Annotated in this window: 15 protein-coding genes and 2 tRNA genes; 12 read left to right on the forward strand and 5 right to left on the reverse strand. The window is 73.1% G+C overall.

Going from position 1 to position 17,349, the window contains the following annotated elements; translation table 11 throughout:
* Positions 1-5: 5 nt before the first annotated feature.
* Genes MUY22_RS34495 through MUY22_RS34505 form a run of 3 tightly spaced genes read left to right on the forward strand, consistent with a single transcriptional unit; the run spans position 6 to position 6,246 of the window.
* Positions 6-1,937: a dipeptide/oligopeptide/nickel ABC transporter permease/ATP-binding protein gene (locus tag MUY22_RS34495; protein ID WP_247051361.1), complete on the forward strand. Its 1,932-nt coding sequence runs from the start codon at positions 6-8 to the stop codon at positions 1,935-1,937.
* Positions 1,934-2,902, forward strand: a complete 969-nt coding sequence (locus tag MUY22_RS34500) for an ABC transporter ATP-binding protein (protein ID WP_247051362.1) — start codon at positions 1,934-1,936, stop codon at positions 2,900-2,902. The genes MUY22_RS34495 and MUY22_RS34500 overlap by 4 nt, the downstream gene beginning before the upstream one ends.
* The gene (locus MUY22_RS34505; RefSeq protein ID WP_247051363.1) at positions 2,899-6,246 is read left to right on the forward strand and encodes a serine hydrolase; all 3,348 of its coding nucleotides are present in this window, start codon (positions 2,899-2,901) and stop codon (positions 6,244-6,246) included. The genes MUY22_RS34500 and MUY22_RS34505 overlap by 4 nt, the downstream gene beginning before the upstream one ends.
* A gap of 72 nt (positions 6,247-6,318) precedes the next feature.
* Here MUY22_RS34505 and MUY22_RS34510 read toward each other — a convergent pair whose 3' ends face one another.
* On the reverse strand, positions 6,319-7,251 hold the full coding sequence (locus MUY22_RS34510; protein WP_247051364.1) for a zinc-binding alcohol dehydrogenase family protein: 933 nt from the start codon (positions 7,249-7,251) through the stop codon (positions 6,319-6,321).
* Between the two features lie 78 nt (positions 7,252-7,329).
* On the opposite strand from MUY22_RS34510, the gene MUY22_RS34515 reads away from it, so the two are divergent.
* Positions 7,330-7,743, forward strand: a complete 414-nt coding sequence (locus MUY22_RS34515; RefSeq protein ID WP_247051365.1) for a MarR family winged helix-turn-helix transcriptional regulator — start codon at positions 7,330-7,332, stop codon at positions 7,741-7,743.
* A gap of 27 nt (positions 7,744-7,770) precedes the next feature.
* On the opposite strand, the gene MUY22_RS34520 is transcribed toward MUY22_RS34515, so the two are convergent.
* A complete protein-coding gene (locus MUY22_RS34520) occupies positions 7,771-9,234 on the reverse strand; it encodes a DHA2 family efflux MFS transporter permease subunit (protein ID WP_247051366.1) in 1,464 nt (487 codons plus the stop codon).
* 196 nt (positions 9,235-9,430) lie between these two features.
* On the opposite strand from MUY22_RS34520, the gene MUY22_RS34525 reads away from it, so the two are divergent.
* From MUY22_RS34525 to MUY22_RS34535, 3 genes are all read left to right on the forward strand, one after another.
* Positions 9,431-9,505 (forward strand) — tRNA-Val (locus MUY22_RS34525).
* Positions 9,506-9,541: 36 nt separating this feature from the next.
* A tRNA-Val gene (locus MUY22_RS34530) sits at positions 9,542-9,613 on the forward strand.
* Positions 9,614-9,921: 308 nt separating this feature from the next.
* Entirely contained in the window at positions 9,922-10,167 is a 246-nt protein-coding gene (locus tag MUY22_RS34535) for a DUF4287 domain-containing protein (RefSeq protein WP_247051367.1), read from the forward strand.
* A 193-nt stretch (positions 10,168-10,360) separates the two neighbouring features.
* Here MUY22_RS34535 and MUY22_RS34540 read toward each other — a convergent pair whose 3' ends face one another.
* Entirely contained in the window at positions 10,361-11,134 is a 774-nt protein-coding gene (locus tag MUY22_RS34540) for an NAD(P)-dependent oxidoreductase (protein ID WP_247051368.1), read from the reverse strand.
* A 77-nt stretch (positions 11,135-11,211) separates the two neighbouring features.
* Between MUY22_RS34540 and MUY22_RS34545 the strand changes: the two genes are divergently transcribed.
* From MUY22_RS34545 to MUY22_RS34555, 3 genes are read left to right on the forward strand one after another with little or no spacing between them, the layout of a single operon-like run.
* Complete coding sequence (locus tag MUY22_RS34545; protein ID WP_247051369.1) at positions 11,212-11,886, forward strand: GntR family transcriptional regulator; 675 nt, start codon at positions 11,212-11,214, stop codon at positions 11,884-11,886.
* 55 nt (positions 11,887-11,941) lie between these two features.
* A complete protein-coding gene (locus tag MUY22_RS34550; RefSeq protein ID WP_247051370.1) occupies positions 11,942-12,646 on the forward strand; it encodes a 4-carboxy-4-hydroxy-2-oxoadipate aldolase/oxaloacetate decarboxylase in 705 nt (234 codons plus the stop codon).
* Positions 12,643-13,698, forward strand: coding sequence for a 4-oxalomesaconate tautomerase (locus MUY22_RS34555; protein WP_247051371.1), 1,056 nt, complete (start codon positions 12,643-12,645; stop codon positions 13,696-13,698). Before MUY22_RS34550 ends, MUY22_RS34555 begins: the two co-directional genes overlap by 4 nt.
* Positions 13,699-13,718: 20 nt before the next feature.
* On the opposite strand, the gene MUY22_RS34560 is transcribed toward MUY22_RS34555, so the two are convergent.
* On the reverse strand, positions 13,719-14,291 hold the full coding sequence (locus tag MUY22_RS34560) for a hypothetical protein (protein WP_247051372.1): 573 nt from the start codon (positions 14,289-14,291) through the stop codon (positions 13,719-13,721).
* Between the two features lie 63 nt (positions 14,292-14,354).
* Between MUY22_RS34560 and MUY22_RS34565 the strand changes: the two genes are divergently transcribed.
* Positions 14,355-15,392, forward strand: coding sequence for a zinc-binding dehydrogenase (locus MUY22_RS34565; protein ID WP_247051373.1), 1,038 nt, complete (start codon positions 14,355-14,357; stop codon positions 15,390-15,392).
* A gap of 102 nt (positions 15,393-15,494) precedes the next feature.
* Positions 15,495-15,761: a response regulator transcription factor gene (locus MUY22_RS34570; protein WP_371827520.1), complete on the forward strand. Its 267-nt coding sequence runs from the start codon at positions 15,495-15,497 to the stop codon at positions 15,759-15,761.
* A 65-nt stretch (positions 15,762-15,826) separates the two neighbouring features.
* Here the strand turns inward: MUY22_RS34570 and MUY22_RS34575 are convergent, their stop codons facing one another.
* Complete coding sequence (locus tag MUY22_RS34575; RefSeq protein ID WP_247051374.1) at positions 15,827-17,281, reverse strand: MFS transporter; 1,455 nt, start codon at positions 17,279-17,281, stop codon at positions 15,827-15,829.
* Between the last annotated feature and the right edge of the window lie 68 nt (positions 17,282-17,349).

Raw genomic sequence — 17,349 nt, forward strand, 5'->3', positions numbered from 1 at the left:
CGGCGATGCGCGCACGGCGTTCGGCAGGGAAGCGCGGCTCGGTGTGGACGACGGCCGTGCGCACGCCGGTGGGCGCGTGCTCGGCGGTGCTGCTGGTGCTGGTGATCGCGCTGTCCGTGCTGGCGCCGCTGTTCTGGGGCGACGGCGCCGCGGTGGTCGACACCGACGCGATCGGCCAGGGCGCGTCCGGGGCGCACCCGTTCGGCACCGATTCCCTCGGCCGCGACATCTTCCTGCGCACGCTCGTCGCGACCCGGCTCTCGGTCGGCCTCGCGGTGCTCGCGACCGTGATCGGCGTCGGCGCCGGGGTGCTCCTCGGGTCGTTGCCGGCGGTGCTGCCCCGGTGGGCGGGCCGGCTGCTCACCGCGGCGATCAACATCGCCGTCGCGTTCCCCGGGCTGCTGCTGGCGCTGTTCTTCGCGGTGATCTTCGGCGTCGGCACGCACGGCGCGGTGCTGGCGATCGCCTTCGCGATGGCCCCGGCGTTCGCCCGGCTGGTCCAGACGCTCTCGGCGTCGGTGGCCGGGCGCGACTTCGTCGCCGCGGCCCGGGTGTCCGGCGTCGGCCGGATCCGGCTGCTGGCCCGGCACGTGCTGCCGAACATCGGCGAACCGCTGGTCGTCAACGCGACCATCGGCGCCGGGTCGTCGTTGCTCGCCTTCGCCGGGCTCTCGTTCCTCGGCATCGGCGTGCAGGCCCCGGACTACGACTGGGGCCGGCTGCTGCGTGAAGGCCTGGACGGGATCTACGTGACGCCGGTGGCCGCGATCGCGCCCGGCGTCGCCGTGGTGCTCGCCGGGCTGGCGTTCAACCTGGTCGGGGAGACCGTGGCCGCCGTGGTCGGGGTCCGCTCGCGCGCCGCCCGGAGCGCGTCCGGCCCGGTGCCCGTGCCGCGGCCCGCGGTCGTCGGGGCGCCGGCGGACGACGCCGTGCTCGTCGTCGAGAACCTGCAGGTGGCGTTCCCGCGAGCGGGTGGGTGGACGGTGCCGGTGCGCGGCGTGAGCTTCACCGTGCGCGCCGGCGAGGCGATCGGCGTCGTCGGCGAGTCCGGCTCCGGCAAGAGCCTGACGGCGCTGGCCGTGTCACGGCTGATCGAGTTGCCCGGAGTCGTGACGGCGGACCGGCTGGAGTTCGCCGGGACGTCGCTGCTCACCACGTCCGACCGCGAGCTGCGCGGCCTGCTCGGGACGTCGCTGGCCATGGTGTTCCAGGACCCGATGACGTCGTTCAACCCGGCGCGGCGCGTCGGCGGGCAGCTGGCGGAGGTGTCCGAGCAGCACCACGGCCTGTCGCGGCGCGCGGCGTTCGAGCGCGCGGTGGACCGGCTCGCCGCGGTGCGCGTCCCGGCCGCCCGGCGGCGCGCCCGGCAGTACCCGCACGAGTTCTCCGGCGGCATGCGCCAGCGCGCTATGATCGGGATGGGCCTGATGGGCTCGCCGAAGCTGATCGTCGCGGACGAGCCGACGACGGCCCTCGACGTCACGGTCCAGCGGCAGGTGCTGCGGCTGCTGGCCCGCACGCGCGACGCCGAGGGCGCGGCGATCTTGCTCATCAGCCACGACATCGCGGTGGTTTCCCAGACGTGCGAACGGATGCTGGTGATGTACGCCGGCCGCGTCGTCGAGGACCTGCCGACGGCGGACCTCCCGGGCGCGGCCCGCCACCCGTACACCCGGGCGCTGCTGGCCACGACGGTCGACCTCGGCACCGACCGCGACGAGCCCCTCGCCGTGATCCCCGGTCGCCCGCCGGAGCCGGACCAGGTTCCCGTCGGATGTGCTTTCGCGGCGCGGTGCCCGTTGGCGACCGAGCGTTGTCTCACCGAGGATCCCGTGCTGGAACGGGCCGGAGACGGCCACGGCGTGGCGTGCTGGCACCCGCACGAAACCGCCGTGAGTGTCCTTTCCGGACAGTCGCGAAAGGAAGGTGCCGCGTGAGCGAGCTGCGGTTCGACACGGTGAGCGTCCGGTACGGCCGGCTGACGGCGGTGGACGGCGTCAACCTGACCGTACCGTCCGGACAGGTCGTCGGCCTGGTCGGCGAGTCGGGCTCCGGCAAGTCGACGCTGGCCAGGGCCGCGGTCGGCCTGTCGCCGGTCAGCGGCGGCCGGGTGCTGCTCGACGGCGTCGACGTCCGGCGCCTGCCCCGGCGCAAGCCGCTGCAGATGGTGTTCCAGGACCCGTACTCCTCGCTGGACCCGCGGATGGCCGTCGGCGAGTCCATCGCCGAGGCGATGCCGCGCGGCGCGCACCGCGGCGGGGCCGCTCGGCGGGCCGAGGTCGCGCGGCTGCTCGAACTGGTGAACCTGGACCCGGACCGCGCCACGACGCTGCCCGGTCAGCTGTCGGGCGGGCAGCGCCAGCGCGTCGCCCTCGCCCGGGCGCTCGCCGGGCAGCCGAAGGTGCTGATCGCCGACGAGATCACCTCCGCGCTCGACGTCTCGGTGCAGGGCGCCGTGCTCAACCTGGTCCGCGACGTCCAGCGGCGCCTCGCGCTGTCGATGCTGTTCATCTCCCACAACCTCGCCGTGGTGCGGTACGTGAGCGACTTCGTCGCGGTCATGTACCTCGGCCGGATCGTCGAGGCCGGGCCGGCCGAGCAGGTGCTCACCGATCCGCGGCACCCGTACACGCGGGAGCTGCTGGCCGCCGCGCCGTCCGCGCACCACGGCCTGCTCGACGACCCCGGCGTCGACGCGCTCGCCGACACCGAACCCGCCGACCCGCACCACCCGCCGTCCGGCTGCCACTACCACCCGCGGTGCCCGATCGGCCCGCTCGTGCACCCCGACCGCACCGTCTGCCTCAGCGCCGACCCGGCCGCCGCGGCCGCGGACCGGCCCCACGCCGCGGCGTGCCACTTCGCCACGACCGCACCGAATCCCACGAGGAGATCCGCATGACCCGCCGTCTGAGCGCCGACGACCTGTACGCCCTGGAGTTCCCCGAGCAGCCCGCGCTCTCCCCGGACGGCACGCGGATCACCTACGTCGTGCGCACCGCCGACCGCGAAGCGGATCGCGACACCCGCTCGCTCTGGCTGGTCGCCACGAGCGGCGGCCCGGCGCGCCGGCTGACCCGCGGGACCGCCGACCTCGCCCCGGTGTGGGCGCCCGACGGCACGCGGATCGCGTTCCTGCGCGCCGCGGACGGCCCGGCGCAGCTGTGGCTGCTGCCCGCCGACGGCGGCGAACCCGAGCAGGTCACCACGCTCCCGCTCGGCGCGGGCCGCCCGGTGTGGCGGCCGGACGGCGCCGAGATCGCCTTCTCGGCCCCGGTCGACCTGGCCGCGGACGAGGGTGACGACGCCGCCGCCCGCGGCCGCCGCGCGGGCGCCCCGGTGGTCGCCGACCGGCTCGACTTCAAGGCCGACGGCGCCGGGCTGCTGCGGACCCTGCGCAAGCACGTCCACGTCCTCGACGTCGCCTCGGGCGACGTCCGGCAGGTGACGGCGGGGGACTGGCACGCGGGCGATCCCGCGTGGTCACCGGACGGCGCGCTGCTGGCCTTCCCGGCCGGCCCGGAGGCCGACGCCGACCTGACGTTCCGTTCCGGCGCCTACGTCCTCGAAGCCGGCAACCGCCTCGCCGAGCCGCACCCGGTCGGCTCCGGCGACGGCATGTGCGGCACGGTCACGTGGACCGCCGACGGCACCGCGCTGCTCGTCGCCGGCCGCCGCGACACCGCGCCCGGCCACCTCGGCCTGCTGCGGATTCCGGTGGACGGCGGGGAAACCGCCGACCTGGCCGCGCCGCTGGACCGGAACGTGATGCCGGGCGGGCCGGGCTACCCCGGCGCGGTCCCGGTGCTGAGCGGGGACGGCGCGACCGTGCTGTTCTGCGTTCGCGACCGCGGGTACACCCACGTCTACGCGGTCGGCGTCGACGGCGGCGAACCGCGGCTGGTGGCCGGGGGCACCGGGAACACCCTGTCGGACGTGTCCGTCGCCGGGGACACCGCGGCGGTCGTGCTGACCACGCCGACGTCGTACGGCGAGATCGCGACGGTCGCCGTCGCCGGCGGAGAACCCGAAGTACTCACTACGCATAGCAACAACGACGTCGAGCTGTTCACCCGCGAGGAGCGCGAGTTCACCATCTCGGACGGCACGGTCGTGCACGGCTGGCTGGTGCGCGACCCCGCCCGCACCGGCCCGCAGCCGCTGCTGCTGGACATCCACGGCGGCCCGCACAACGCGTGGAGCGGCACCGCCGACGCCGTCCACACCTACCATCAGCAGCTGGCCGCGCGCGGCTGGGCGGTGCTGCTGCTCAACCCGCGCGGCAGCGACGGCTACGGCGAAGCGTTCTACACCGCGGCCGTCGGCGCCTGGGGTGTCGCCGACGCCAACGACTTCCTCGAGCCGCTGGACGCGCTCGTCGCCGAAGGGGTCGCGGACGCGCAGCGGCTCGCCGTCTCCGGCTACAGCTACGGCGGCTTCATGACGTGCTACCTGACCAGCCACGACGACCGGTTCGCCGCGGCCGTCGCCGGCGGCGTCGTCAGCGACGCGGTCAGCATGGCCGGCACGTCCGACAGCGGGCACTACCTCGGCGTCGCCGAACTGGGCGGAGCGTCCTCTGTGGACGAAGCGCACTTCGGGGCGTCGTCGCCGCTGGCCCGGGTCGGGCAGGTCCGCACGCCGACGCTCGTGGTGCACGGCGCCGACGACGACCGCTGCCCGGTCGGGCAGGCCGAGCAGTGGTTCACGGCGTTGCGCGAACAGGGCGTGCCGACCCGGCTGGTGCTCTACCCCGGCGCGTCGCACCTGTTCATCCTGGAGGGAAAACCCTCGCACCGCAGCGACTTCAACCGCCGTGTCGTCGACTGGGTCGAGCAGCACGCGGGCTCGCCGGGCCGGGTGCCGCTCGACGGCGCGCACTGGCAGCGGCGGCTGACCGCGCTCGCGCGCAAGTACCGCGTCCCCGGCGCGACGCTGGGCATCCTGCGCCTCGACGGCGACGAGCAGGCCTTCGCGCACACCGGCGTGCTGAACAAGGCGACCGGTGTCGCCGTCACCGGCGAGTCGGTGTTCCAGATCGGCTCGATCACCAAGGTGTGGACCGCGACCGTCGCCATGCAGCTGGTCGACGAAGGCCTGCTCGACCTGGACGCGCCGATCGCCGACGTGCTGCCGGAGCTGCGGCTGGCCGACCCGGACGTCACCAAGCAGGTGACGCTGCGGCACCTGCTGACCCACACCAGCGGCATCGACGGCGACGTCTTCACCGACACCGGCCGCGGTGACGACTGCGTGGAGAAGTACGTCGCCGTGCTGGACCAGGCCGCCCAGACCCACCCGCTCGGCGCGACGCTGTCCTACTGCAACTCGGGCTTCATCCTGGCCGGCCGGGTCATCGAGAAGCTGACCGGCAAGACCTGGGACGCGGCGTTGCGGGAGCGGCTGTTCACCCCGCTCGGCCTGACGCACACGGGGACCCTGCCCGAGGAGGCGCTGCTGTTCGGCGCGGCGATGGGCCACGTCGCGGCGGGTGACGAGGAGCCGCAACCGGCGCCGGTCTGGGGCCTGCCGCGTTCGGCGGGCCCGGCCGGCCTGATCACGGCGACCCCGGCGGACGTCCTGGCCTTCGCCCGCCTGCACCTGCGGGGCGGCCTCGGCCCGGACGGCGCGCGCGTCCTCTCGGCGGCGTCCGCCACGGCGATGACCGAGTGGCAGGCGGACATGCCGGACAAGCACACGCTCGGCGATTCGTGGGGCCTGGGCTGGATCCGCTTCGACTGGGACGGCCACCGCGTCTACGGCCACGACGGCAACACGATCGGCCAGGCGGCGTTCCTCCGCATCCTGCCGGACCAAGGCCTCGCGGTCACGCTGCTCGCCAACGGCGGCGGCACGCACGACCTGTACGAGGAGCTGTACCGCGAGATCTTCGCGGAACTGGCGGGAGTGGCGATGCCGCAACCGCTTTCGCCCGCGGCCACACCGCCTGCGGTCGACGTCTCGGAGTTCCTCGGGACGTACGAGCGGGAGTCGGTGCGGACGGAGATCCTCAGCACAGACGCGGGCCTGCGCATCCGCCAGACGGTCACGGGCCCGCTCGCCGAGCTGGTCCCGGAGCCGACGACGGAGGACGACCTGATCCCGATCAGCGCGACCCAGTTCGCCCTGCGCCCCGCGGGCACGCGCTCATGGCAGTCGGTGACGTTCTACCAGCTGCCGACGGGGGAGCGGTACCTGCACAGCGGAGTCCGGGCCACCCCGAAGGTGAGCGGCTCGCCGGCCTGAAGTCCGTGAATGCCACATCGAGGGACACTTGGTCCCTCGATGTGGCATTCACGGACTACGGCCCCCCCGCGGTCAGGGGACGATCACCACGCGGCGGTCGTCGCCGTCGTCCTTCCAGGCCGCCTCGACGTCCTCCAGCGGGACTGTGCGCGTGTCGATCCGGAAGGTGCCGCGGCCGACTTCCGCCGCGAGGGCGGGCAGTTCCGCGACGATGTCCCGTGTCGGCACCGAGCCCTGGCCGCTGCCCACCAGCTGCAACCGCGCGGCCCGCAACGCGGCGGAGGGCAGCGACGCCGTCCGGCCCGCGACCGAGCCGATCTCGATCCACGTCAGCGGGCGGGCCCGGTCGCCGCGGTGCGTGACGATCTCGCGCAGCGCCTCGGCCGTCGGCTCGCCCCAGACGTAGTCCAGGACCACGTCGACGTCCGCGCCCGCCGCGCCGACGTCGGACAGGGGGACCGCGACGTCGGCACCCAGGCCCGGCAGTGTCGCGAGGCGGCCGGGGTCCCGGCCCGCGGCGACGACCCGCCCGGCGCCGAGGTGCCGGGCCACCTGGACGGCCAGCCGGCCCGCGTTGCCGGTCGCGCCCAGGACCAGGACGTCCTGTCCGGCTGTGAACTCGATCCGCCGCCGCAGCGCGATCCACGCCGACATCGCCGGGTTCATGCCCGCGGCCACGAGCACCGGGTCGACGCCGTCGGGCAGCACGACGCTGCGGCGCAGGTCGACGACCGTCCGCTCGGCCAGCGCGCCCATCGCCGTGTCCGGCAGGACGAAGTAGCGCAGGCGGCCGTCGGGCGCGCGGCCCACGCCGTCGATGCCCGGCACGAACGGCAGCTCGGCGGACTCGGTGTAGTGCGAACCGTCGGCCTGGGAGCGCACCCTCGGGTGCAGGCCGACGGCGAGGACGTCGACGAGCACCTCGTCCGGTGTTCCGGGTGCAGGTTCGGGAAAGTCCTGGCAGGAGGGCGGTGTGCCGAACGACGTGACGACCGCTGCGCGCATGGTGACCCCTCGAGAAGTAGTTGGTAGTGCCAAGTAGATTAGCTGGCACTACCAACTAGTTCAAGGTAGCGTGGCGGCATGACCGAACCCGGGCCCGACGAGGTGCTGGACCACCTGGTCCAGGTGTCCTTCACGGTGATGGCGCTGCTCAGCCGCGCGGCGGCCGCGCACGACCTGTCGCTGACGCAGCTGCGCGCGCTGGCGATCCTGCGCGACCGCACGCCGAAGATGGCGGAACTGGCGGACTACCTCGGCCTGGACCGCTCGTCGGTGACCGGCCTGATCGACCGGGCCGTCAAGCGTGGCCTGGTCCGGCGCGAGGCCAGCGAAGACGACGGGCGCGCGGTGCGCGTCGGCCTGACCGAAGAGGCGCACCGCCTCGCCCGGAAGCTGGAGGCGGAGGTCGCCGGGCTGCTGGCGCCGCTGACCCGCGACCTCACCCCGGCCGAACGCACCCGGCTCGGCACGCTCCTCGGCCGCATGCTCCCTTGACCCGCGCAGGCTTTCGCCGAGCGGGACTCAGTCGTCCGAAGTGGACACTGCCGGCTCGGTGGACGTGCCGCTGGAACGCCGGATCAGCCAGCTGAGCGCGAAGGCCACCAGGCCGATGCACCCGGCGACGACGAACGCCATCCGCAGCCCTGAGGCGTCCGGGCTGCCCGCCGTCGCGTCCGCGGTGCCGAGCGTGGCCACGCTGACGAACAGCGCCGTGCCCATCGCGCCCGCCACCTGCTGCAGCGTCGAGAGGATCGCACTGCCGTGGGAGTACAGGTGCTCGGGCAGCACGCCGAGCGACTCCGTCATCAGCGGCGTCATCATCAGGCCCAGCCCGGCCATCAGCAGCACGTGGATCCCGATCACCGCGACCAGCGGCGACGTCGGCCCCAGCAGCGTGAACAGCCACAGCGACAGCGCCATGGCCGCCGCGCCGGGGATGACCAGCGGGCGCGCGCCCACCCGATCGAACAACGCGCCCACCGGACGGCCCAGCAGGCCCAGCACGAGCCCACCCGGCAGCACCGCCAGCCCGCTGACGAACGTGCTCGTCTTCAGCACCGTCTGCAGGTAGAGCGGCAGCAGGATCGCGGCCGCGCCGATCAGGCAGACGAACAGCAACGCCGTCAGCACCAGCGCCACCACGAACGGGCGGTGGGTGAACGGCCGCAGGTCCAGCAGCGCGCGGTCACGGCGTTGCAGGCGCACCTGCCGCCACGTGAACACCGCCAGCGAGATCAGCCCGACGACGATCGGCACCCACGCCGGCACCGGCGGCTCCACGCCGGCGGCCTCGCCGGTCGAGGACAGCCCGTACAGCAGGCCGCCGAAACCGATCGCGGACAGCAGCACCGACGGCACGTCCAGCGGCACCCGGCGCGTCTCGCTGTGCAACCGCAGCCGCAGCAGGCCGATCACCAGCGCCGCCAGCGACAGCGGCAGCACGATCCAGAACATCCACCGCCAGCCCAGCCCCGACAGCACCGCGCCGCCGATCGTCGGCCCGATCGCCGGCGCCACGGCGATGACGATCGTGATCGTGCCCATCGTCGCGCCCCGCCGCTGCGGCGGCACCAGCCGCATCACGGTCGTCATCAGCAGCGGCAGCATCACGGCCGTGCCGCACGCCTGCACCACGCGCCCGACCATCAGCACCCCGAACCCGGGCGCGAGCGCGCTGATCAACGTGCCCAGGCTGAACGCCGTCAGCGACACGAGGAACACCTGCCGCGGCGTGAACCGCTCGAGCAGGAACCCGGTCGCCGGGATCACCACGGCCATCGTCAGCAGGAAACCACTGGTCAGCCACTGCACGGTGGTCGTCGGCACGTGCAGGTCGACGGTCAGGTCCCGCAACGCGACGCTCAGGATCGTCTCGTTGAGGATCATCACGAACGCCGACAGCACGAGAACCCCGATGAGGAGCCCCGAGCCCGCCGGAGCGTCCGTCCGGTCGTCGGTGGGTGCGGTGTGCACGGTGTCGGTCATCGAGGTGGGAACTCCTGGTCACCGCGCCGGCGACGGTCGGGGGAAGTGCGCTGGTCTCCCGTCCAGTCTGCCTGGCCCGCGGCCCCGGTGTCACGGCGGTTTAGACCGTGGTCCCGGTCACTCCGGCGCAAGGGGAACCCCCTGCAACCCCCGCATCACCGTCCGATATGCTTCTGCGAGTACGGACTTCCGGAGCGCGCGATTAGCTCAGCGGGAGAGCGCTTCCCTGACACGGAAGAGGTCACTGGTTCAATCCCAGTATCGCGCACCAGGGTTCCCCGACCCTCACCGCCGGAGTTCGTACCGCGGGCGATTAGCTCAGGGGGAGAGCGCTTCGTTCACACCGAAGAGGTCACTGGTTCGATCCCAGTATCGCCCACGAGAATTCGCGGTGGCCCCTGTTTGCGGAATGCGCAAACCGGGGCTTTTCTCGTTGTGTCTTGTGGGGGCCGAGCCCCCACGCCCCCGCCGGGGGCAAGCCCCCGGACCCCCGCGTGTGGTTCCGCTGGGCTGGCGGCTCGCCTTTCGTTGTTTCCCCCTTTCGGGTCATCGTGTGTCTTCCCGGTGGTTGTCCACTGTAGATCTTGGTGACTGTTGTCGTCGGGGTTTGTGCTGGTCGGGGCTTGACAAGAAAAGTTGTCGGTGAGAGTGTTGTGGGTAACGGGACCTCGACTTCTGGGAGCGGACATGTCTTTTCAGGCCTACCTCGACAACGCCGAGAAGCAGACCGGCATCACCCCGCGGGGCTTTCTGGAGCTGGTCGGTGGCCAGGGGCTGACCAAGCAGGGGGAGATCGTCGCGTGGCTCAAGACCGAGCACGGCCTGGGGCACGGGCACGCCACCGCCGTGGCCCGGCTTGTCGTCAAGGGCCCGGAGTTCGTCGCCGAGCACCACGGTGCCGTCCACCTCGACGGCCTCGCCGCCCGAGGGTGACCCTCGGGCAGCGTTTCGTTCACGCCGCCCGACTAGCCACCCGGAGCGGCCAACTCGGCGCCCGGAACGGCCAACGCGGTGCCCGGAACGGCCAACACGGCCCGGGCTGGCGGCGTGTTGGCCGTTCCGGTGGGTGTGTTGGCCACTCCGGACGATGAGTTGGCCGATCCGGGTGTGGCAGGGGGCGATCCGCTTACCTTGGCTTCTTTGCCAGTTGCGCCAGCTGGTCTCGTGCCGCGCCCGCTATGTTCGATGGGACGCCCAGTTCGGTGAGCATCTCGGCTGCTGCCGCCATTTCCGCTGTGCGGCGGACCGCGTGCGTGTGGGAGCCCGTGACCAAGCGCTCCACTGTGGACTCGTTGGCGGCCGTCAGCTCGTCGGTGATCAGCTGCCGCAGCCAGTCCTCGCAGCCCGCTGCCCGCGCCGCGTGCAGGGCCTCCACCACCGCCGCGGACATGCCCTTGAAGAACACGCTTCGCAGCAGTTTTCGTTCCGCCGCCAGTCCCGCCTCGCCCGGCATGACCTCCACCGCCGCGCCCAGCGCGTTCAGGGTTTCGGCTACCGCGGCGGCCGCGGGGCCCGTTGCGAGCATCGGGACCCGGAGTCCGCGGCCCGGCACCGGCGCCATGATCGCGAGGTCCGCGAAGCCCGTGCCGTGTGAGGCCGCCATCGAAGCCAGGCGGCGTTTTGCTCCGGGGGATGCTGTGTTCAGGTCGGCCCAGAGAGTGTCCGGTTCTAGGCCGGAGAGGCCCGCGGACAGGGCGTCGTGTGCGGCTGATGCGCTGTTCACGCTCAGTACGACGTCCGCGCCCCTTGCTGCCTCCGCCTCGGAGGCGGTGGTGATGATTCCAACCGATGCCGGGACGGCGGGGTCGTAACCTCTCACCACCGCGCCGGCCGCCGCCAGGTCTCGGGCTAGCGCGCTGCCCGCTTCGCCCAGCCCCAGTACCGCGATGGTTCCGCGCATAGCACAATCCTCTCCGGACACCTACGATCGAGTAGACGATCTGCTCGACAAAATTGTCAACAAACAGGGGTGGAAGTATGCCGGAGACTGCCGCGGACCAGGGGCCGGGGGAACGATCCGTGGTGGCCGCCGTCCGCGACGCCATCGTCCGCGGCGAGTTCGTCCCCAACCAGCGGCTGGTCGAGGCCGACCTGTCCGCCCAGTTCGCGGCCAGCCGCGCCAGCGTGCGGTCCGCGCTCATCGAGCTCACCAACGAAGGCCTGGTCGAGCGGGTGCAGAACCGCGGCGCGCGGGTGCGCGCGGTCTCCCTCGAAGAGGCCGTCGAGATCTCCGAGGTGCGGATGATGCTCGAGTCGCTGTGCGCGGCGAAGGCCGCCGAGCGCATCACCGACGCCGAGATCGCCGAGCTGCGCGAGCTGGGGGAGGCGATGCGCGCCGCCGTGTCGGGCGGGGACGTCGTCGGCTACTCCGGGCTCAACCAGCGGCTGCACCGCCGGGTCCGCGAGATCGGCGGGCAGCGCACCGCCGCGCAGGTCCTCGAACGGCTGCGCGGGCAGAGCGTCCGCCACCAGTTCCGGCTGGCCATGCGCCCCGGCCGGCCGCAGGTCTCGCTGCCCGAGCACCTCGCGATCATCGACGCGGTCTGCGCGCACCACCCGGTCGAGGCCGCCGAAGCCGCGCGGGTCCACCTGCAGAGCGTCATCGAAGCCCTGCGTGAGGCCGACGCCGCCGAGGTGTCCCACCTGCACTGAGCAACAGTCGCCAAGATTGTTGACAATTTCGTCGACGCTATCTAGCGTCGACGGCATGAACCCGGTGATCGTCACGAACCCGCCGCGCGCCGACGCCGGGCAGGTGACCCGGCTGGCCGGGTACGGCGTGGCCACGGTCCACGAAGCGCTCGGCCGCAGCGGCCTGCTCGGCCCGGACCTGCGGCCGATCCAGGACGGCGCGCGGATCGGCGGCACCGCCGTCACCGCGCTGTGTTGGCCGGGGGACAACCTGATGATCCACGCGGCGGTCGAGCAGTGCCGCGAGGGCGACGTCCTGGTCGTCACCACGACTTCGCCGTCGCGTGACGGCCTCTTCGGCGAACTCTTCGCCACCGCGCTGCGCCACCGCGGGGTGCGCGGCCTGGTCATCAACGCCGGCGTCCGCGACGTCGCCGAGCTGCGCGAGCTGGGCTTCCCCGTGTGGTCGGCCGCGGTCAGCGCCCAGGGCACGGTCAAGGCGACGGCCGGCGCGGTCAACGTCCCGGTCGTGCTCGGCGGCCAGGTCGTCCACCCGGGCGACGCGATCCTGGCCGACGACGACGGCGTGCTGCGCGTCCGGCGCCAGGACGTCGAAGCGGGCCTGACGGCGTCCCAGGCCCGGCTGGAGAAGGAAGCCGCCGCGCGCGAGGCGTTCGCCGCCGGCCAGCTCGGTCTCGACCGCTACGGCCTGCGTGAGAAGCTCGAGGCGCTGGGCGTCCGCTACCTCACCGCCGAGGAGTACGAGAAGGAGCGGGGATGACCGGCGTGCGCTGCATGCTCCTGCGCGGGGGCACCTCCAAGGGTGCCTACTTCCTCGCCGAGGACCTGCCCGCCGACCCGGCCGAGCGCGACGACCTGCTGCTGCGGATCATGGGGAGCCCCGACCCGCGCCAGATCGACGGCCTCGGCGGCGCGCAGCCCGTCACCAGCAAGGTCGCCGTCGTCGCGCCGCCCGGTGGGCGCGACCGCGACGTCGACTACCTGTTCCTGCAGCTCGGCGTCGTCGACGCCACCGTCTCCGACCGCCAGACCTGCGGCAACCTGCTCGCCGGGGTCGGCCAGTTCGCCGTCGAACGCGGCCTGGTCCCGGCCGGAGGTGAACGCACCGCCGTGCGGGTGCTCCTGGTCAACACCGGCTCGATCGCGGTCTCGACGTTCGCCACCCCCGGCGGCGAGGTCGACTACGCGGGATCACTCGCGATCTCCGGCGTGCCCGGCACGGCCGCGCCCGTGGAACTGGACTTCACCGGGACCGAAGGCTCGGTGTGCGGCAGTCTCCTGCCCACCGGCCGGATCCGCGACAACGTCGGCGGCCTCGAAGTGTCCTGTGTGGACAACGGGATGCCGGTCGTGGTGGCTCGCGCCACCGACTTCGGCATCACCGGCTACGAACCGGTCGAGGAACTGACCGGCCTCGCCGACCGGATCGACGCCCTGCGCGTCGAGGCGGGCAAGCTGATGGGCCTCGGCGACGTGCGCGGCAGCTCCGTCCCCAAGACCACGCTCGTCGCGGCCCCGCGCGACGGCGGCGCGATCGCCACCCGGACGTTCATCCCGGTGCGGCCGCACCCCGCGATCGGCGTGCTGGGCGGGGTCAGCGTCGTCACGGCCCTGCTGCTCGACGGCGCCGTCGGCCACGAACTGCTGGTCCGCCCGCCCGACGGCGAGCCGATCGAGATCGAGCACGCGAGCGGCACGCTCGGCGTCGGGATCGAGTTCGACACCACGGCGACGCCGCCGCGAGTCGCACGCTCGACAGTGTTCCGCACCGCCCGGAAGTTGTTCGACGGCAGCGTTTTCCCGCGCTCATAAGGAGCTGAACCCGACGGCGCTCAGCGCTTGCCCGGCTCCTCCGGGTCGTCGGCTTCGTCGCCGTGGGCCAGGGTGCGCAGGGACGAGAACACGCTGACCCGGCGCATGTCCATCAGCTGCCAGCCGCGCGCGATGCCGAAGGCCAGGTCGCCGATCAGCACGTAGTACAGGGTGCGCAGCGGGTCCCAGTTGCCCGGTTCGGTGAGGAGCTCGACGCCGGCGTAGATCTCGAAGCCCGCGATCACCAGCAGGGCCGACGCCATGCGCAGCGAGCTCCAGTGCCCCAGCCGGTGCCGCACCGCCGTGACGATCGAGCGGATCGCCGCCGCGTCGAACACCAGGATGCCGACCCCGGACGCCACCGCCCACCCGCCCGGCGAGCTGCCGGGCACCAGGATCATCAGCGACAGCACCAGCGCGTTGGTGAACAGCAGCATCGCGGCGGACGCGCGCGTGTGGTACTCGGCGTGCGTCGTCGTCCGGCGGACGCGGTCCGGGGACACCGAGACGGCCACGAACAGCAAGCCGATCAGGGCGCCGCTCGCACCGGCGACGGCGACGGCGAATTCGTGGTACTCGTCGGGGATGCCCATCGGCGCAACGTACTTCACCGGCGCGTCCCGCGCGCGAGGGCGCTTTGTGGTGTGATCGACGGCATGGGCGACACGATGCTGGCGGGCCGGCTCGATCTGGACAAGCGGGAGTTCGGGGTCGAAGAGGTGCCGATTCCGGCGCCCGGGCCGGGGGAGGTGCGGATCGCGGTCGCCGCGGCCGGCGTCTGCCTGTCGGACCTGCACCTCATCGACGGCACCCTGCCCGGCACCGGCACGGTCACCCTCGGCCACGAGGTCTCGGGCACCGTCGAGGCGCTCGGCCCGGACGTGCCGGCCCACCTCACCGTCGGCCTGCGCGTCACGCTGCAGGCCGGGCAGTCGTGCGAGGTCTGCGACCGCTGCCTGCGCCGGCAGCCGTGCCTGCGCTCGCGGGTGCGGGGTGTGCACTACGACGGCGGCTGGGCCGAGTACGCGCTCGCCCGCGCCGACACGGTCGTCCCGATCCCCGACGACCTGCCCTTCGACCAGGCGGCGATCATCCCGGACGCGGTGTCGACGCCGTACGCGGCGGTCGTCGCGACCGCGCAGGTGCGCCCGGCGCGCTCGGCGGGCGTGTGGGGCGCGGGCGGCCTCGGCGTCCACGGCCTGCAGGTGCTGCGGCTCGCGGGCGCGGCCCCGATCGTGGCGATCGATCCGCTGCCGGCGGCCCGGGAGCGGGCCCTGTCGTTCGGCGCGGATGTCGCCCTCGACCCCGCGGCGGCGGACTTCGCCGAGCGGATCGGCGCGCTGACGGGCGGGCGTGGGCTGGACTACGCGTTCGACTTCGCCGGGTACGCGGCGGTGCGCGAGCAGGCGGCCGCGGTGCTGGGCGCGCAGGGCGCGATGGTGCTCGCCGGGCTCACGGACGCGCCGCTGCGCCTCCCGGACAGCGCCGGGCTGAGCGTGCGCGGCCAGCGGATCCTCGGGCACTTCGGCTCGTCGGGCGAGCACGTGCTCGAACTGGTCTCCCTGGCCCGCCACGGCCGGCTCGACCTGTCCCGGTCGATCAGCGCGCACATTCCGCTGGCGGAGGCGGACCGGGCGGTGAAGCAGCTCGCGGACAAGACGGGCAACCCCATCCGGCTCATCCTCGTCCCGTGACGATCAGTCCCATGTGGACGGTGTTCGACAGATTCGACAGCTTCGCCGCGGGCATCCGGAACCTGGTGTAACGACTGGGCTTCCCGCGCCGATGACGCCTCTGTGAGTCTGAAGGAAGCCCCGGTCATCAGCAACGGCTGGCGGGTCACAGCGAAGTTCACGATGACCGGTCGCGAGACCGAGATCCTCGACCTCATCGGCGAAGGCCTGCGCAACCAGGAGATCGCCCGGCGGTTGGTGATGCGCGAAGCCACGGTGAAGACGCACATCAACAACCTCTTCGCCAAGGCGGGGTTCCACTCGCGGGAAGACGCGGTCCTGTACGCGGTCGGCATCGCCGAGCCGGGCCGGTACCACCGCGCCGACTGACGCGGCGGCACCGCACCGGGGCCGGTACCGGTACCGCCGCGCTCGGGTGGCGGCACCGAGCCGCGTCAGCCTTGTGCCGCCGCAACCGGTTCCGGCGTCACTCGTGCCGACGCGGCCGGCGTGTGCTTGGGCAGGAACGCGGCGATCGTCAGCGCGATGAGGGCAGCGCCGGAGCCCATGGCCAGCACCACGCGGAAACCGCTCGCCGCGGGCAGTGTCGCCGGTCCGAAGTGGACGGTCAGCTGCGCCAGCACCAGACCCGCTGTCGCACTGGAGATCGACGTGCCGATCGAGCGCATCAGCGTGTTCAGGCTGTTCGCCGCGGCCGTTTCCGACACCGGGACCGCCGCCATCACCAGGCCGGGCATGGCGCCGTAGGCGAGGCCGATGCCGCCGCCGATGACGCACGAGATCAGGACCAGGTGCCAGACCTCGCTCATCAGCACGATGCCGATCGCGTACCCGATCGCGACGACCACCGCGCCGAGCATCAGCGTCGTCTTCGGGCCGCGGGTGCGCGAGATCCGCGCGGACACCGGCGCGAGCGCCATCATGACGAGGCCGGACGGCGCCATCACCAGGCCCACCACCAGCATCGACCGGCCGAGGCCGTACCCGGTGGCCGCCGGCAGCTGCAGCAGCTGGGGCAGGACCAGCGACATCGCGAACATCGCGAAGCCGAACACCGCGGACGCGAGGTTGGTCAGCAGCACCTGCCGCCGCGCGGTGGTGCGCAGGTCGACCAGCGGCTGCCGGGTCCGCAGCTCCCAGCGGCCCCACAGGAGCAGGATGACGACGGCGGCGGCGAACAGGCCGAGCGTCGGCGCGCTGCCCCAGCCCCAGTCGGCACCCTTGGAGATGGCCAGCAGCAGGCACACCAGGGCGATCGACAGCCCGGCCGCGCCCGGCACGTCGAACCGGCCGCCGGTGCGCACCGGTGACTCGGGCACCAGCGCGACGACGAGCCCGGTGACGACCAGGCCGAGCCCGGCCGAGGTCCAGAACAGCACGTGCCAGTCGGCGTGCTCGGCCAGCAGCGCGGCCGCGGGCAGGCCCAGCGCGCCGCCGACGCCGAGGGACGCGCTCATCAGCGCCGTCGCCGAGCCGAGCCGTTCCGCCGGGAGCTCGTCGCGCATGATGCTGATCCCGAGCGGGATGACGCCCGCCGCGAGGCCCTGCAGCGTCCGCCCGGCGACCATCGGCACCAGGGTGTCGGACAGCGCGCCGATCGCCGAGCCGACGACCAGGGCGCCGAGGCTGACCAGCAGCATCCGCCGCTTGCCGTACATGTCGCCGAGCCGCCCGACCGTCGGCGTCGCGACCGCGCCCGCGAGCAGGGTGGCCGTGATGGCCCAGGTCGCGTCGGAGGCGGACGCGTGCAGCAGTCCGGGCAGCGCCGGGATCAGGGGGATCACGAGCGTCTGCATCAGCGAAACGACGATGCCGGCGAACGCGAGGACCGCGACGACGAAGCTCGCCTTCGGCGCGGTTTCCCCGGCGGGGGCGGAAGGTCTGGACACGGGCGGGTCCTCCAACGGGGACGCATCGGGCGTTCGGGTCGATTTAAAGCAACCGCTTGACTAGCGTA

The sequence above is a fragment of the Amycolatopsis sp. WQ 127309 genome (assembly GCF_023023025.1).
Taxonomy (GTDB): domain Bacteria; phylum Actinomycetota; class Actinomycetes; order Mycobacteriales; family Pseudonocardiaceae; genus Amycolatopsis.

Excerpts from the sequence above, each read along its gene's own strand:
- MUY22_RS34515 (WP_247051365.1), top strand. The coding sequence starts at position 7,330 with ATGACCGAACCCGGGCCCGACGAGGTGCTGGACCACCTGGTCCAGGTG.
- MUY22_RS34505 (WP_247051363.1), top strand. The coding sequence starts at position 2,899 with ATGACCCGCCGTCTGAGCGCCGACGACCTGTACGCCCTGGAGTTCCCC.
- MUY22_RS34555 (WP_247051371.1), top strand. The coding sequence starts at position 12,643 with ATGACCGGCGTGCGCTGCATGCTCCTGCGCGGGGGCACCTCCAAGGGT.
- MUY22_RS34510 (WP_247051364.1), bottom strand. The coding sequence starts at position 7,251 with ATGCGCGCAGCGGTCGTCACGTCGTTCGGCACACCGCCCTCCTGCCAG.
- MUY22_RS34495 (WP_247051361.1), top strand. The coding sequence starts at position 6 with ATGCGCGCACGGCGTTCGGCAGGGAAGCGCGGCTCGGTGTGGACGACG.
- MUY22_RS34560 (WP_247051372.1), bottom strand. The coding sequence starts at position 14,291 with ATGGGCATCCCCGACGAGTACCACGAATTCGCCGTCGCCGTCGCCGGT.
- MUY22_RS34545 (WP_247051369.1), top strand. The coding sequence starts at position 11,212 with ATGCCGGAGACTGCCGCGGACCAGGGGCCGGGGGAACGATCCGTGGTG.
- MUY22_RS34520 (WP_247051366.1), bottom strand. The coding sequence starts at position 9,234 with ATGACCGACACCGTGCACACCGCACCCACCGACGACCGGACGGACGCT.
- MUY22_RS34550 (WP_247051370.1), top strand. The coding sequence starts at position 11,942 with ATGAACCCGGTGATCGTCACGAACCCGCCGCGCGCCGACGCCGGGCAG.
- MUY22_RS34535 (WP_247051367.1), top strand. The coding sequence starts at position 9,922 with ATGTCTTTTCAGGCCTACCTCGACAACGCCGAGAAGCAGACCGGCATC.
- MUY22_RS34565 (WP_247051373.1), top strand. The coding sequence starts at position 14,355 with ATGGGCGACACGATGCTGGCGGGCCGGCTCGATCTGGACAAGCGGGAG.
- MUY22_RS34540 (WP_247051368.1), bottom strand. The coding sequence starts at position 11,134 with ATGCGCGGAACCATCGCGGTACTGGGGCTGGGCGAAGCGGGCAGCGCG.